Annotated in this window: 17 protein-coding genes; 14 read left to right on the top strand and 3 right to left on the bottom strand. The window is 60.5% G+C overall.

Features of this window, described 5'->3' with window-relative positions; genetic code table 11:
• Position 1 precedes the first annotated feature (1 nt).
• Positions 2–2,902 (bottom strand): serine/threonine-protein kinase, encoded by a 2,901-nt coding sequence (locus IU397_RS10295; RefSeq protein ID WP_204413094.1) that lies wholly within the window; start codon positions 2,900–2,902, stop codon positions 2–4.
• A gap of 272 nt (positions 2,903–3,174) precedes the next feature.
• A complete protein-coding gene (gene phnF / locus IU397_RS10290) occupies positions 3,175–3,888 on the bottom strand; it encodes a phosphonate metabolism transcriptional regulator PhnF (protein WP_204413086.1) in 714 nt (237 codons plus the stop codon).
• 95 nt (positions 3,889–3,983) lie between these two features.
• On the opposite strand from phnF, the gene phnG reads away from it, so the two are divergent.
• The 10 genes from phnG (at position 3,984) to phnN (ending at position 10,733) form a co-directional block, all read left to right on the top strand.
• Complete coding sequence (gene phnG / locus IU397_RS10285) at positions 3,984–4,427, top strand: phosphonate C-P lyase system protein PhnG (protein ID WP_204413084.1); 444 nt, start codon at positions 3,984–3,986, stop codon at positions 4,425–4,427.
• Complete coding sequence (gene phnH, locus IU397_RS10280) at positions 4,427–4,996, top strand: phosphonate C-P lyase system protein PhnH (RefSeq protein WP_204413082.1); 570 nt, start codon at positions 4,427–4,429, stop codon at positions 4,994–4,996. Before phnG ends, phnH begins: the two co-directional genes overlap by 1 nt.
• Position 4,997: 1 nt before the next feature.
• Complete coding sequence (locus IU397_RS10275) at positions 4,998–6,083, top strand: carbon-phosphorus lyase complex subunit PhnI (RefSeq protein ID WP_204413080.1); 1,086 nt, start codon at positions 4,998–5,000, stop codon at positions 6,081–6,083.
• Positions 6,084–6,308: 225 nt separating this feature from the next.
• Positions 6,309–6,611 (top strand): endonuclease domain-containing protein, encoded by a 303-nt coding sequence (locus tag IU397_RS10270; protein WP_255569790.1) that lies wholly within the window; start codon positions 6,309–6,311, stop codon positions 6,609–6,611.
• 97 nt (positions 6,612–6,708) lie between these two features.
• Positions 6,709–7,578 (top strand): alpha-D-ribose 1-methylphosphonate 5-phosphate C-P-lyase PhnJ, encoded by an 870-nt coding sequence (locus tag IU397_RS10265; protein ID WP_204413071.1) that lies wholly within the window; start codon positions 6,709–6,711, stop codon positions 7,576–7,578.
• A complete protein-coding gene (locus tag IU397_RS10260) occupies positions 7,575–8,252 on the top strand; it encodes an alpha/beta fold hydrolase (RefSeq protein ID WP_204413069.1) in 678 nt (225 codons plus the stop codon). The genes IU397_RS10265 and IU397_RS10260 overlap by 4 nt, the downstream gene beginning before the upstream one ends.
• A 43-nt stretch (positions 8,253–8,295) precedes the next feature.
• On the top strand, positions 8,296–8,634 hold the full coding sequence (locus tag IU397_RS10255; RefSeq protein ID WP_204413067.1) for an NIPSNAP family protein: 339 nt from the start codon (positions 8,296–8,298) through the stop codon (positions 8,632–8,634).
• Positions 8,631–9,401: a phosphonate C-P lyase system protein PhnK gene (gene phnK, locus IU397_RS10250; RefSeq protein ID WP_204413065.1), complete on the top strand. Its 771-nt coding sequence runs from the start codon at positions 8,631–8,633 to the stop codon at positions 9,399–9,401. Before IU397_RS10255 ends, phnK begins: the two co-directional genes overlap by 4 nt.
• Positions 9,402–9,499: 98 nt before the next feature.
• Complete coding sequence (gene phnL / locus IU397_RS10245; protein WP_204413063.1) at positions 9,500–10,189, top strand: phosphonate C-P lyase system protein PhnL; 690 nt, start codon at positions 9,500–9,502, stop codon at positions 10,187–10,189.
• Position 10,190: 1 nt separating this feature from the next.
• Complete coding sequence (phnN, locus tag IU397_RS10240) at positions 10,191–10,733, top strand: phosphonate metabolism protein/1,5-bisphosphokinase (PRPP-forming) PhnN (protein WP_204413061.1); 543 nt, start codon at positions 10,191–10,193, stop codon at positions 10,731–10,733.
• Here phnN and IU397_RS10235 read toward each other — a convergent pair.
• Positions 10,715–11,401 (bottom strand): DUF1045 domain-containing protein, encoded by a 687-nt coding sequence (locus IU397_RS10235; protein WP_204413060.1) that lies wholly within the window; start codon positions 11,399–11,401, stop codon positions 10,715–10,717. The two genes, phnN and IU397_RS10235, sit on opposite strands and share 19 nt — an antisense overlap.
• 28 nt (positions 11,402–11,429) lie before the next feature.
• On the opposite strand from IU397_RS10235, the gene IU397_RS10230 reads away from it, so the two are divergent.
• From IU397_RS10230 to IU397_RS10215, 4 genes are all read left to right on the top strand, one after another.
• Complete coding sequence (locus IU397_RS10230; protein ID WP_370541650.1) at positions 11,430–12,599, top strand: alpha-D-ribose 1-methylphosphonate 5-triphosphate diphosphatase; 1,170 nt, start codon at positions 11,430–11,432, stop codon at positions 12,597–12,599.
• Between the two features lie 148 nt (positions 12,600–12,747).
• On the top strand, positions 12,748–13,257 hold the full coding sequence (locus IU397_RS10225; RefSeq protein WP_204413059.1) for a hypothetical protein: 510 nt from the start codon (positions 12,748–12,750) through the stop codon (positions 13,255–13,257).
• A gap of 188 nt (positions 13,258–13,445) precedes the next feature.
• The gene (locus IU397_RS10220) at positions 13,446–13,895 is read left to right on the top strand and encodes an isoprenylcysteine carboxylmethyltransferase family protein (protein WP_204413058.1); all 450 of its coding nucleotides are present in this window, start codon (positions 13,446–13,448) and stop codon (positions 13,893–13,895) included.
• Positions 13,896–14,007: 112 nt separating this feature from the next.
• Positions 14,008–15,582: a Re/Si-specific NAD(P)(+) transhydrogenase subunit alpha gene (locus tag IU397_RS10215; protein WP_204413057.1), complete on the top strand. Its 1,575-nt coding sequence runs from the start codon at positions 14,008–14,010 to the stop codon at positions 15,580–15,582.
• The last annotated feature ends 5 nt before the right edge of the window (positions 15,583–15,587 follow it).

The raw sequence follows: 15,587 nt of genomic DNA, 5'->3' as shown, positions 1-15,587 counted from the left end.
ATTAGTTGCTTCCGTCGTTTCCGCCATCACCGCTGTTGGCGTTCTTGAATGACGCCACCCAGATCGATCCATCGCGGAATACGGCAAAGCTGAAGTTGTTTTGACCATTCTCAAGCTCACGGTTGAAAAAGGTCCTGACCGAGTCGCGATCCGTGAACCGCTCGCTCGTCGGCATGTAGGCCATCACGATGTCACCGACTTGCAGATCCGTATCAACTTCACTCGGAACCGACGCCACACTTGTCTTCCAAGCGTTGTCCTCAAACACGGTTCTGAACCGGGTGCCATTCAACAATGCTGTGTTTTGTACCACCTGCAGGTCAGCGGATTGCGTTACCACGTCGTCTTGCCCGGCGGGCACCGTACCAAATTCAACCGTCAAGATCGGGCCATCGCCCAGTGTCACGTTTTCGCGCAAAACAGTCGAGATATCGTCGAAAGATGCGATTGCAGTGCCGTTCACCGTCACGATTTCCGTGCCTGGCTCCATCCACGGAAGGGCCTCGCCGGTGACATTTGAAATGGTGATCGGGGCGCTGATATCCGATGTGAAAGGCAGATCGACCGACCAGCCGGACAACACAAAGGAGGCCTCCAGGATATCTCCGCCCGATGTGTTGCCCGCCGCGCTGCCACCCTCGTTGGTGTCATCTTCGACAGCCGTAGCCACAACTTCCTTGCCGACGGCGACGTCCAGCGTCTGGGCCACGTTCGCAGCTGTGGCGTCACCGGTGGATCCCAGAGTTTCCTGGGATGCGATTGTGGCGATTGCGCTCGCAATATCGATGGATCCCGTGCTTTCAACGTCAATCGAACCGGTGCGCTCTGCAATATTCGTGCCAATGGGCGCTGTGCTGGCCTCTACGCGGGCCGAAACAGCTGTCGCACTGGTTTCGCTCAGCACTGTCGCGGCGGTAGTCTCACCCCGGACCGTTGCCGTGACACCGCCTTGAGCTGCAGTGACCGACGCCGTTTGAGATCGGGTTGCCGTCACGCTGTCTGCACCGCCGGATCCGGATGCGGCGTCCGCATCGAAGGGCCGCACGGCTTCCGCCTCGGCAAGCGCCGATGCAACTGCGGCAGTCTGGGCTTCCAACGCCCCCGCACGATCTTCGGTGATCGGGTCAAGCGCAGGCGCCGTCACAACATCAGCCGGCACTGGCACCATTTCGGGGGTTGCCTCAGGTGTAGCCTCGGCTGTCGCAATCGGAGCATCGGGCTCTGTCTCGCCATCATCGCTTACTGCGGCAGCATCGGTTGCAGAGGCAACATCGTCAGATGTCTCGTCTTGCGCAATCGCCTCAGGCGTTGCCGTCGCCGCGGTCTGGTCCGTTTCTGCAACAGCCGTATCGGTGTCTGCAGCAGCGGTATTTGTGTCTGGCGTGTCGGTCACGGCTGGGGCAGGGGTCACCGCTGCTTCCTCAGTCGGCGTTTCTGCTGCAGGCGCTGTCGCGTCCTCAGTGACAACCGTACTTGTCTCAGGCGCCGGGGTCTGCTCCGGTGCAGCCGCACTATCCTCCGCCACTGGCACTGCAGATTGGGTATCCGAAGCCTGCCCAGCCGTATCTGCAGAGCCCAAAAGATCTGTCTGGGTCAGCACAACACCACCGGCAATCAATGCCATAACGGCGCCCGATGCCAGCAAAAGGCCAGTCTTGGACTTCTGCGGTTTGGTACTGCTGGCAACCTTGGCCTGGTCCGCCACGCGGGTCTGCGACCCGGCAACGGACTTGTCCTTGCCGACCAGCTTGGATTGCGGTCGGCGCGTCGGCGTGATTGCATCGACCCGGGTCTTGACCCGGCTTTTGACGCGGCGCGGGCGAATATTCGTCGCAACGACGACCTTCTTTTCCTTGGTCTCCGCGGCTGGCTCTTCCTCGACCGAGGCAGAGCTGACCAGGTTGGCGATTTTCGAGTTGATCTCGGAATCGCCTTCCGCAGCCTTCAGCGCGGCTTCAACCCGCTTTTCTTCGACGATCAGGTCTTTCCATTCGGCGGCCGATTGCAAGCGATCCTTGGGCAGAACCCGCAGCGCCTTGTCGATCGCATCCAGGAAATACTTCTCGTATGCCGTCGCCTTCTCGTGTTTCGTCAGCGACACATAGGGGTCTTCATCGCCGCTTGCGACGGCGGCCAGACGCGCCTGACTGTTCGGTGGCGTTTCACCGGCAATCACATGGTAGAACGTGGCACCGAGAGCATAAAGATCGCTTGATGCGCTCTGGTCACTACCTGCAATGTAGAATTCCTGGGGTGAATAGCCGTCTTTAACAACGCGCATGGCCGACAGGACACGGCTTGCTTTGGTGGCTTGCTCACGGGCGGCGCCAAAGTCGATCAGGACCGGCTTGCGCTCGGCATCCAACAGGATGTTATCCGGAGAGATATCCCGGTGCAGCATCGAATTCTCGTGGATGAATTCGACGGCATCCAGGATCTGGATGAGCATCTGCTCAACTTCCTTCGCGGGCAGCTTTTCACTTTCGTCTTCCAGCGTATCCAGAAGATCGCGACCCTCGATGAAATCCAGCGCCATATAGGCCGTGTCGTTGTCTTCGAATACCTGATGCACGCCCACGATGTTGGGGTGATCCAGCTTTGCAAGGCTTCGGGCCTCCTGCACGAACAGGCGCACAATCGACTTCAGTTCAGCCTGATGCGCGCGGGACCGTGCATGCACAATCGTATCGCTGCGACGGCAAAACGTGCCGGGAAAGCATTCCTTGATCACGATCTTACGGTCCAAGCTGTCCCGCGCCAGATACGTGATGCCGAACCCACCTGCGTTCAGAAACCGTTCGATCGTGTATTGACCATGCATCAACGACGTGCCGGGCTTCAGCTCGTCATTGAACGTTTGGTCGCTGTCTTCCGCTATCTCTTTTTTGATTGCAGACGCCATATTTCACCCAAATTCTGACCTAGTCCTGGTCACACACAGTTGTACCTGAACCGCCATAGTTCTTATCCCCTTAGAATTTGTCCTAATCGTGATGCTAATTAGTTTTTTTGGCGTCGGGAATACCGCCTCAAGTTAACCATTATAACCTGCCTAGAAACAATTCCTTGCATCCAGACCGGGAACCACCGGAATATACGGCGGTTTCTGGTTAAAATTTAACGCAAACAGCCGGGTATCGGCCGAAATATGGCCAACCCGCACGCTACCTGCCGCTAGTCATCCTCTGAAACCGTCAATGTCACCCGATCCCCCACGAACCAAGTTTGCCCGTATTCAACCGGGCTCCCCGTTCCATCGATATTGACACTTTCGGTTTTCAGCAAGGGGGCGCCCTCGTTTATCCGCAAATGGGCGGCTTGTGCGGAATTGGCCCGTTCTGCCGTAAGTTGTGTGCGAATGCGGGTATAATCCTTCAAACCGCAGCTCTTCAGCGCCTCGGTGACGGAGAATGTCTGCTGCAATGCTTCGGTGAGGGCAGGAAACATCTCTGCCGGAAAAGCCGTGACGAAAAGCGCGATGGGCGCGCGGTCCGCAAAGGACACACCTTCATAGATGTGGACGGGCGCATGTTCGGGAAGCTCCAATTGCGACCGTTCGGTCTTGTCAGCCGATCGCGTCTCAAGCCGGAGTAATTTGCGATCAGCGATGCGGCCCATGGCGGCCAGGTTCTGATGAAACCGCACGCGCCGCCCGATTGGATAGGGCGTGGGCTTGGCTGTTACAAAGACACCGGCGCCGCGCCGGGCAAAGACCGTGCCGGCATCGGCCAGATCCTTGAGCGCTCGCCGCACCGTATGACGGTTCACGCCAAAGCGTTCGGCCAACTGCGCCTCGGTCGGCATCTTGCCACCGGGTAAATAGTGCCCCGCGGAAATATCTTCGCGCAAGGTTTGGGCAATGGTTTGCCAAATAGGAGAACGAGCCATTCTGTTACCAAACTTTCACATCATACCGCTTGTCTTCAAACGGGCCGGCTGGCAAAATTTGTATAGTTGTCTATACATCTGATTGAATTGTCCAAATGAATACGCCCAATGATCGCCAATCATGGATGAGCCTTCTGGCAAAAGCGCCGTCTGACCTCCTTGCGACGATCTGGGACAGGTCGGGATTCGCTCCTCAGTTTAACACATTACGCGCGCCAGAGATCGGTGCAGTGATGGTCCGTGGACGCATGGGGGGAACTGGATCTGCCTTTAATCTGGGCGAGATGACCATAACCCGCTGTTCTGTGCAACTAGAGGGTGGTGCGGTGGGTCATGCTTATGTGCAAGGGCGTGACGGTGACAAGGCGCGGGTAGCGGCACTGGTCGATGCGCTTATGCAGTCGGCCCAGGCCGATCAGGTCCGCGCCGGGATCCTGGAGCCATTGCAAAAGGCCGCTGAGGCCGCCCGCACCCAGCGCGCCGCGAAAGCCGCGGCGACAAAGGTTGATTTCTTCACAATGGCTCGCGGAGAGGATTGATGCAGCATACCGCATTTCAGGGAGGGTTCACCGATGCGCCTATCCAGGCGGCCCATGCGTTTCGCGCCTGTCTGAACGCGATGGCCCGACCCGGTGAGCTTCAGCAGATTGCGGGGGCAGCACCACCAGCCCCGCTTTCGGTGGCGGCCGGGACCGTGCTTTTGACACTGTGCGACCCCGAAACACCGGTTTACCTAGCAGGTGCACATTCCGCAAAGCCTATTCAGGATTGGGTCACATTTCACACCGCGGCGCCCCTGGTTGGCCCGTCTGAGGCGCATTTTGCGTTGGGGATCTGGGATGCGTTGCCCCCCCTGACGGAGTACCGCATCGGGACGCCTGAATATCCGGATCGCTCTGCAACGCTGATTGTCGAATGTACGGATCTCGATGAGGCGACGCACATGCTGGCTGGTCCGGGGATCAAGGCGACGCGCGCGGCTTTCCTGCCCGAAGCTGCGGCTTTTACGGCCAATCATGCGCTTTTTCCGCTGGGGCTGGATTTCTATTTCACGGCGGGAGACCAACTGACCGGTCTACCGCGGACGACCCGATTGGAGGCCCTCTGACATGTATGTCGCAGTAAAGGGCGGCGAGCAGGCAATTGAAAATGCCCATGCCTGGCTGGCCGAAGAGCGGCGCGGCGATCCCGCCGTCCCCGAGTTGAGTGTCGAACAGATCCGCGAACAGATGGCCCTGGCGATCAACCGGGTCATGGCCGAGGGGTCGCTCTATGACCGGGATCTTGCAGCATTGGCGATCAAGCAGGCTCGCGGCGATTTGATCGAGGCGATCTTTCTGGTCCGCGCCTATCGCACGACATTGCCCCGTTTCGGATATTCCTCCCCGGTCGAGACCGAGGCGATGGCGGTGGATCGCCGTGTTTCCGCGACATTCAAGGATGCGCCCGGCGGGCAGGTTCTGGGGCCGACATTCGATTACACGCACCGCTTGCTTGATTTCAAACTGGCGGCGGATGGTCTGGTTCCGGACGCCCCGGTTGCGACACCCCGAGCCGAGCCGACCCCCCATATTACCGATTTCCTGAACCGAGATGGTCTGATCCAACCCGAAACCGCAACGGATGAGACACCGCCAGATCTGACCCGCGACCCCTTGGAACTGCCAGCCGACCGATCCCTGCGCCTGCAATCGCTGACCCGGGGGGATGAAGGGTTTGTCCTTGGCATGGCCTATTCAACCCAGCGCGGATATGGGCGTAACCACGCCTTTGTGGGCGAATTGCGCATCGGAACCGTGGCAGTCGAGATGGAGATCCCGGAACTCGGCTTTTCTGTCGAAATCGGAGAGGTGCAGGTCACTGAATGCGAGACGGTGAACCAGTTCAAAGGCTCCGGAAGGGAACCCCCACAATTCACCCGGGGATACGGTTTGGTCTTCGGCATGACGGAGCGCAAGGCAATTTCCATGGCCCTGGTGGACCGCGCCTTGCGGGCCAAAGAGATGGGGGAGGAAAATACCGGCGCTCCGGCCCAGGACGAAGAGTTTGTGCTGTATCATTGCGATAACATCCAGGCGACGGGGTTTCTGGAGCATATAAAGCTACCTCACTACGTGGATTTCCAGTCCGAACTGGAACTGGTCCGAAAGCTTCGAGCCGAGGCCATGGCTGCCGGACGGGAGACCGCAGAGTGAGACTTCAGCACGGCTTGCCGACCCCCTCCCTAACCCTCCCCCCCGCAGGGGGAGGGGACAGGGCGCACGAAATCTCTAAAGGACCGAGTCGTATTTCTCGAGTTAAGCCGGGATTAACCGCGACATGCTCTTTTGGCGATCCAAGCAACAGAGCTTCCCTCCCCCCATCCGGGGGGGAGGGAGAGGGAGGGGGTCCTGCCCGGCTTTCAGTCATCCGCACAAAAGATGGAGGCGCGCGCCAACAGGCGCAGGATGACACCAGCGCAACAGGCTTTGTGGCAGCATTTGCGCGCCCATCGCTTCCAGGGTCTCTCGATACGTCGGATGGCGCCGATTGGGCCTCACATCGTGGATTTCCTGATCCCGAGCCAGCACCTGGCTGTGGTCATCAACCATTCGCCGGACCGGGACGCAGCCGTACAAACCTACCTTGCGCAGCGCGGGTATCTTACCATGGTGGTCTCGGAGCGCGATGTCTTGATCGCCCCCTCACGCGTCCTTGCGGATCTGGCCGGTCGATTGACCTGATTGCCATACAGCGTCCATGCTCCGGGCATCACATCGGTCCGACAGATACAATCCATATCTCAGACCCGACCCCGTTATACCATGAAGGCCCGCTGCCATGACCGAGTATAACTACGCCTATCTTGATGAGCAGACCAAGCGGATGATCCGCCGGGCCATCCTTAAGGGCATTGCCATTCCCGGTTATCAGGTGCCATTCGCCAGCCGCGAAATGCCCATGCCCTATGGCTGGGGTACGGGCGGGGTCCAGGTCTCTGCCGCCGTGCTGACACCGGATGATACGTTCAAGGTCATCGATCAGGGCGCCGATGACACCACCAACGCGGTCTCGATCCGCAAGTTCTTTGAGCGCACGGCCCAGGTACGCGTGACCGAGGCCACGGCGGACGCGACCGTCATACAGACCCGTCACCGGATCCCGGAACAGGACCTGGCCGAAGGTCAAATCCTCGTCTACCAGGTCCCGATCCCGGAACCACTGCGCTTTTTGGAGCCGCGCGAGACTGAAACGCGTAAGATGCACAGCCTTGAAGATTACGGCCTTATGCATGTGAAGCTCTACGAAGACATCGCCCAACACGGCCATATCGCGACGTCCTACGCCTATCCGGTCAAGGTCGAGGGGCGGTATGTGATGGATCCCTCGCCCATCCCGAAATTCGACAACCCGAAACTCAACATGGCGGCGATCCAACTGTTCGGCGCGGGGCGCGAGCAGCGCATCTATGCTGTGCCGCCTTACACGGATGTGGTCAGCCTCGATTTCGACGATCACCCGTTTGAGCCGACCAAAGCCGACCATGCCTGCGATCTATGTGGTTCCGAGACCAGCTATCTTGATGAGGTCATCATCGACGATGCGGGGGGCCGAATGTTTGTCTGCTCCGACACTGATTTCTGCCGGTGCCGCCGGGCGGCAGGCCATGTCGGGCGGCTGGGCACCGCGCTGCCGGAGGCTGCGGAGTGATCCCGTCTGTCTGGATCCACGGTGCGGGATCTGCGGGGCAAATCTGGGAAGGTTTCCCCGCCGACCTGACGCCGGATCTGCCGGGCCACGGGGCCGCACCCCGCGCGACACCGCCCACCGTTGACCGGTTTGCCCAGATCCTGTTGCCGACGTTGCCCGAACGCTTTCGCCTTGTGGGTCATTCCCTGGGCGGGATGGTCGCGCTTGAGATCGCGGCCCGTGCGCCGCGCTGTGTCTCGTCCCTTGTTCTGATCGAGGCAGTCAGCACTGTGCGCGACACACTGGGACAAAAAGTACCCGCCTGGATCTTCAAGCAGATCTACAGCCGGATCCCGATCCGGTGGGCGGCCAAGATGGCGGCGGTGGGCCAGCCTGCGCAAGCCGGACTGCGCCACAGCGCGCTTTTGGGTCAAATGAGCCGCGGCGCCTTGCAAGACACACTCGCCGCATCCTATGCCTATGATGGGCGGCCCGCGCTGCACCGCATCCAATGCCCGACACTGGTTCTGGTGGGCTGCGCCAGTACACCGATCCATCGCGGGGCCAGACGGATTGCCGAAACCATTCCGGGCGCTGAATTCGACATGCTGGAGGGCGGGCATCAACTGCACACCGATGCGCCACAGGCCCTGAGCCAGCGGATCACAACATTCTGGCAGGCGCATCCGTCATGATGCGTTTTCCAGGCCCGCATCGAACCCTCAAGGGGAGTGCCCGATGATCAATCAACTCCGCATCTATACCGTCCCGCCAGCCAATAAGGGGCCGTTCCTGGACCGGTTCCGCCACCATGCCGCGCGCATTATGGCGCGCCACGGCTTTCGCATCCAAGCTATGTGGACGTCTGAAACGCCCGATCACCTGCGTTTCGTCTACTTGCTGACCTGGCAGGATGCCGTGGAACAACAGGCCGCGTGGGACTGTTTCATGGCCGACAAGGAATGGCAGCAGGTCAAGACGCAAACCAGCGCCAGCCACGGGCAATTTCTGACGGATATCGAGGATATGGGGCTGACCCCCACCGACTTCTCAACCGCGATCGGAGGAACCGCATGACCCCGCTCTTACGCGTCACCGACCTGTCCAAATTCTACGGTCAGCGCGTCGGTTGCACCGATGTTGCGTTCAACCTGTTCCCGGGTGAGGTCATGGGGATCGTCGGCGAAAGCGGCTCTGGCAAATCCACCTTGCTCAACTGTTTGGCCGGTCACGTCCCACCCGATACGGGCGAGGTCCTGTTTGACACCCGCGCCGATGGTCTAAAAGACACCGTACAGATGTCTGAGCCCGAACGCCGCATGCTGGGTCGCACCGACTGGGCCTTTGTCCACCAGAATCCGCGCGACGGGCTGCGTATGGGGATCAGCGCGGGCGGCAATGTCGGCGAACGGCTGATGGCAGTGGGCGCTCGCCATTACGGTGAGATCCGCGAAAGCGCCACAGACTGGCTGGGCCGGGTGGAGATCGCCGCGGACCGGATCGATGACAAACCCCGCGCCTTTTCTGGCGGCATGCAGCAGCGGCTGCAGATCGCCCGCAACCTGGTGACGGGGCCTCGGCTGGTCTTTATGGACGAACCTACCGGCGGGCTGGATGTCAGCGTGCAGGCGCGCCTTCTTGACTTGCTGCGCGGGCTCGTCCGGCAAATGGGCCTCAGCGCCGTCATCGTCACGCACGATCTGGCGGTCGTGCGCCTTCTCGCGGACCGACTGATGGTGATGAAATCAGGGCATGTGGTGGAAACCGGCCTGACCGATCAGGTGCTGGACGATCCACAACACGCCTATACCCAGCTCCTTGTCTCATCCGTTTTGCAGGTTTGATGCCGTGTCCTGCCTCCCGAACCTGGCAAGCCAGCGCCATCCGCGAACGCGGGCCATCATGCTGATTGATCTTTTTTCTGTTGCAAGGGAGGGCTGTGATGGATCCCACGATATCCATTGAAAATGTCGGCAAATCATTCACGCTGCACAATCAGGGCGGCGCGGTCATCCCGGTCATGGCAGGGGCGGATTTGCGCGTTTATCCCGGGGAATGCGTGGCCCTGACCGGCATGTCAGGGGCGGGCAAATCGACCCTGATGCGCATGATCTACGGCAATTACCTGGCCCAGGCTGGCACGATCCGGGTCGCTGGTGTCGATATTGTGCAGGCCGAACCGCGCCAAATCCTGGAACTGCGGCGTACGGTGCTGGGATATGTCAGCCAGTTCCTGCGCGTGGTGCCCCGGGTGCCGACGCTGCAGGTGGTGGCAGAGCCGCTGTTGCAAATCGGCACTGACCCGGATCGGGCCCAGGCGCGGGCGGCGGATCTGCTGGCCCGGCTCAACATTCCTGAGCGGCTCTGGACCCTGTCGCCCACGACCTTCTCGGGCGGAGAGCAGCAGCGGGTCAACATTGCCCGCGGCTTTGCCCATACCTTTCCCGCCTTGCTGCTGGATGAGCCCACGGCCAGCCTTGACTCGCAAAATCGCGATACCGTGCTGACCCTGATCGAAGAGGCAAAGGCCCGCGGCGCCGCCATTCTGGGCATCTTCCATGACCATGGCGCACGCAGCCGGGTTTGTGACCGGGAGGTCGATGTCTCGGCCTTCACCCCAAAGGCGGCCTGATATGGTGGGACCGCTCGCCGCTTTTGTCGGCCCGTCCGGTGCGGGCAAGGACACGCTGATGGAGGCGGTCCATGCCCGGCTGCCGAACAGCCATCTGGTGCGTCGGATCATCACCCGGCCGACCGAGGCCGGGGGAGAGATGTTCGAGGGCGTCTCGGTTACTGAATTCGAAAGGCGTGCCGCTGCGGGCGCTTTCGTGCTGCGCTGGGGAGCCCATGGGCTCTATTACGGCATCCCCTCTGCCGTGGGAGAGGTTCTGGCCGATGGCCGTCTGGCCCTGGTCAATCTGTCGCGCGGTGTGCTGGCCCAGGCGGCCGCGCAGTTCCCAACGCTGCATGTCCTCAACATCACCGCATCGCCCGAGGTTCTGGCGGCGCGCCTGGCCGGGCGGGGGCGGGAGACGCCCGAACAGATCCTGAAACGCCTGTCGCGCAAGCCCGCCCAGTTTCCGCCGGGCTTGGCCGTCACGGATATCGTGAATGAAGGCACCGTCGATCAGGCCGTGGCCCAGATCCTGGCCGCCCTTCAACCGGCTAGGGTATAGCGATGGATGATATGGAACCGGCCCGCCTGGTCCGCTCCCAAAAGGGACATCGTGTCGATCCGGTAGGGCCGGGTCAGGTGCGGTGCCAGATACGGGTCCAGCGCCCGGTGGGTGGCCGTCAGATCTGCGGGCTCCATCGGTCCCGAAAGTGTCAGGTGGAACCGAAACTGATCCATGACATAGGGATATCCCCAGCGGGCCAGGTTGTCCTCCTGCGGGGGGCTCAACTGCGATCCACGCCGCCGTGCCAACTCTGCCTCGCTGGGCGGGGCGCGGAAATGGTCCAGCTCTTCGACAAAGGTTGCGGCCAGCCTGGCCAACGCCGTTGTGTCACCGTCCGGGATCACCGCCAGAAACTGGCCAAGTTGTGCCAGTTGCAGCCCGTCCAACTCCACTGGTTTCAGCCGAGCGCACAGCGCACGCGTCTCCGCCTCCAGCGCGGTGGCCACCTTATCCTTGGCCAAGTGAAAGGGCGGTTTGATCGTGCCGTGAAAGCCGTATTTGCGGGGTCTGTCGGTGATCTGGGCGACCGGGCGGGGCAGACCGTCAATCTGCGGATGGGCCACCTCCGTGCCGGTGGCATTGTCCCATCCCAACCAGGCCGCGCCAAAGCTGGCCAAGCCGCCCGTCGGCGTGAAATAGATCGCGTACCGCGTGAACCCGTCCATATCGTTCCCCATGTTCAAGGTGCCCCAGATGCAGGTCAACCGTAACGCCGCGATGACAAAAGAAACCGTCTTTGCCAATGCCCAAATCGTGCTGGCGGATGAGGTGATCACCGGAAGCCTGGTGGTGCGCGACGGGATGATTGCCGAGATCGCGCAGGGGGCTGCGGTGCCGCTAGGTGCGCTGGATTGTGACGGTGATCTGCTGGCACCGGGCCTGATCGAGCTGCACACCGACAATCTGGAGCGTCACATCCAGCCCCGCCCCAAGGTCGAATGGCCCCATGGCCCCGCCATCGTCGCCCATGATGCCGAACTGGCGGGTTGTGGGGTGACGACCGTGTTCGATGCAATCCGCGTCGGCTCCATCCTGACCCATACCAAGGGCGGTTACGCAAAATACGCCCGTTCCATGGCAACCGAAATCCTTGAGATGCGGGCCGCCGGTGCCTTGAAGATCAGCCACCACCTGCACCTGCGGGCGGAGACCTGCTCGGAAACCCTGATCGATGAGTTGGCAGAGTTTGGCTGCGAAGATCGCATTGGCATCATCAGCCTGATGGATCACACACCGGGCCAGCGGCAGTTCCGTGATATCTCAAAGTTCGAGGCCTATGTGCGCGGCAAAAGTGGGATGGCGCAGGATGCGTTCGATGAGTATTGCCGCTACTTGGAGGAGTTGCATGCCGAGCTGGGTCAGGCCCACGAGGCTGCAACGGTGGCCACGGCACAGAAATTGGGTGCCCTCCTGGCAAGTCATGACGACACCACCACGGAGCAGGTAGGTATATCAGCGGGCTATGGGGTGAAGCTGGCAGAGTTTCCCACAACCCAAGAGGCAGCCGCCGCCTGCCATGGCGCCGATATTCAGGTGATGATGGGCGCACCCAACCTGATCCGGGGCGGATCCCATTCCGGGAATGTGGCGGCGGCGGATCTGGCCCAGGCGGACCTGCTGGATGTGCTTTCCTCCGATTACGTGCCCGCCGCCTTGCTGACAGCGGCCATGCAACTGGCCGACCTGTGGGACGACACGGCCCGCGGCCTTGCCACTGTCACCGCAGCGCCCGCCCGGGCCACCGGGCTGACCGACCGGGGTGTGATTGCCCCTGGCCTGCGCGCGGACCTGATCCGACTGCGCCGCATCGCCGGTATCGCCACCCTGCGCGGCGTCTGGGTTTCGGGTGCGCGTGTTGGCTAAGCGGTCGGCTCTCGGTCACCGTGACCCCAAGCGGTCAATGGCTTACGCCATGGTGTCTCTCGCGGTTGCGTTCTTGCTGGCGTCGACTTTGGTCACGTCCTCGGAGGAACGCAGTGCCAAGATCTTATACTTCGAGAACGACATTTGCTTGAGCGTCGACACCTCCGCTCCCGAAGTGACCGATGTTCGCACAGCGCGGCGGTTCAGCATGCAGGCACCTCGCGGTTTCTTTCTAGAAGCGACAAGTTTTGATCTTGACCTGCCATCTGCGAGCGAGAGCATCTCGATGTCTATTTCCTCAGCAAGCATGATCAGAACACTTCGCTCATACTCAGGCTCATACTTTGGCCAGTGTAGCTTCACCGATGGCGTGGCGGGATTTGTTCGGCAGGTCGACGGAAATGGAAGCTGCACTATTGTCGGGCACAATGAGGAAGCCTTTCACTCGGCTCCTGGATCGAACGAGAACGTCATCGTGCGGTGCCGCCCCGAAGCAACGGGCATCTGTAGTTCTATGATGCTCGATCACCGTATCGATCCCGTTCAGCTCGGAGTAACAACTTTCATGCGCGAGCCGAACCCGGCCAAGTGGATGCCAATTGCAAAAGACCTTCGTGAATTTCTAGACCAGCACGTTTCTTATTTGCCCGACTGTTGATAGTCGCGGCGTATCCACGGCCTGCTCTCTCCAAGGCCTGCGTTGCACTGAGGAGATCTGAATGGGTGCAACGAACAGGCGGTGTCACACAGGTGTGACGAAACCCTTTCCGGGCCGCACAGATCGTATGCATGGCATGTGCATGGTTTCTGCATAGGATGTGAAAGCATGATTGGTGGAGTTGGGCAATGAAGTGGATCGACATTCCCCCGGTCTGGTTGGTGGGTTTTCTGGTGCTTGCCTGGTTGCAGGCAACCTATCTACCGGTACTGCCATTCCGGTTTCCGGTCCTTAGCTTGATCTGCGGACTACTCGTGGGCGGTGGTGTTCTATTGATGGCCCTGGCCCTGATCGAATTCCGCAAGCATAAAACCACACCCATTCCCCATGAAGAGGCCAACGCGCTGATTACGGCAGGTATTTTCAGCCGCACGCGCAATCCGATCTACCTGGGCGATGCGATGGTTTTGACGGGGCTGAGCCTTTATTGGGGCGCTTGGCCATCGCTTATCTTTGTGCCGCTCTTTGTCTTGATCATCACGCGACGGTTCATTGTCCCGGAAGAGACCCGGTTGAAGCGCCGCTTTGGGCCGTCCTTCATCCTTTGGTCGGAAAAGACGCCCCGTTGGCTGTTGTGAGGGCATGTTAGCGACGGTCAGTTGCTTGAGGTTTCTTTTCTTCGGATGATATTAGACATCCTGCCGAGGCGAGCCATCTTGCTCGGAAAAGACTGGAACGAGGGAGATCGCCGTGAAGATAGGAGCGCCCACCGAGGTGTTTGAAGGGGAGGCGCGCGTTGCGATGACCCCCGACAGCGCCCGTCTGCTGCAAAAACTGGGATATGAGTGCGTGGTCCAAAGCGGCGCCGGGCAGAAGGCAGGCTTTAACGACGCCACCTATACCGATGCCGGGGTTGAGGTGGTGGCAGATGCTAGCGCGCTTTATGCCGCCGCCGACATCGTGGCCAAGGTGCGCCCGCCCTCTGAGACCGAGGTTGGATATCTGACCAAGGGACAGACGCTGATCTCTTTCTTCTATCCGGCGGCGAATGAGCCGCTGATGAAGAACGCGGCGGAACATGGCGCCAATGTCATCGCCATGGATATGGTGCCGCGGATCAGCCGGGCGCAAAAGATGGATGCGCTGTCATCGATGGCGAATATCGCGGGCTACCGGGCCGTGATAGAAGCGGGCAACAACTTTGGCCGGTTCTTCACTGGGCAGGTCACCGCTGCGGGCAAGGTGCCGCCGGCCAAGGTTTTGGTCGTGGGTGCTGGTGTTGCAGGGTTGGCGGCCATCGGAACGTCTACCTCCCTGGGTGCGATCACCTATGCCTTTGACGTGCGGCCCGAAGTGGCGGAGCAGGTCGAATCCATGGGGGCCGAGTTCGTATTCCTCGACTTCGAGGAAGAGCAGCAGGACGGGGCGAAGGCAGGCGGCTACGCCTCTGTCTCCTCACCGGAATTTGCGGCAGCCCAGTTGGCAAAGTTCCGGGAATTGGCACCCGACATTGACATCGTCATCACCACCGCGCTGATCCCCAACCGCGAGGCACCAGAGCTGTGGACGCCGGATATGGTTGCCGCCATGAAACCCGGGTCCGTCATTGTGGACCTGGCCGCCGAAAAGGGCGGCAACTGCAAGATGACGGTGATGGACGAGAAAATCGTGACCGATAATGGTGTCACGATCATCGGCTATACCGATTTCCCCAGCCGCATGGCGACACAATCCTCAACCCTTTATGCCAACAACATCCGGCATATGATGGCGGATCTGACGCCCGAAAAGGACGGTCAGGTCAACCATAACATGGAAGATGACGTGATCCGCGGGGCCACGATCACCCATGAGGGTGCGGTTACGTTCCCGCCGCCACCGCCCAAGACCAACGCCATCGCGGTACAGGCCAAGAAAGAGCCCATCAAGGAACTGACGGCGGAGGAAAAGCGCGCCAAGGAAGTTGCCGAGTTCAAGGCCCAGACCAAAAGCCAGGTGATCTTGATGGCCATTGGTGGTGGCCTGATCCTGCTGGCCGGGCTTTATACGCCGCCCAGTTTCATGCAGCATTTCATTGTTTTCGTTCTGTCGGTCTTTATCGGGTTCCAGGTGATCTGGAACGTGGCCCACAGCCTGCATACGCCGCTGATGGCGGTGACCAATGCGATCTCGTCGATCATCATCCTGGGTGCGCTGATCCAGATCGGGTCCAGCTCGGTTCTCGTGACCATCCTCGCGGCCTTGTCGGTGTTCATGGCGGGTATCAACATCTTTGGGGGCTTCATGGTCACCCGGCGCATGCTTGCCATGTTCCAGAAATCGTAGGCGAG

Origin of the sequence: Actibacterium sp. 188UL27-1 (assembly GCF_016901225.1) — a bacterium.
Taxonomy (GTDB): domain Bacteria; phylum Pseudomonadota; class Alphaproteobacteria; order Rhodobacterales; family Rhodobacteraceae; genus 188UL27-1.
Note: the sequence above shows the minus strand (reverse complement) of the source record. Positions and strands in the feature narration are given on the sequence as shown.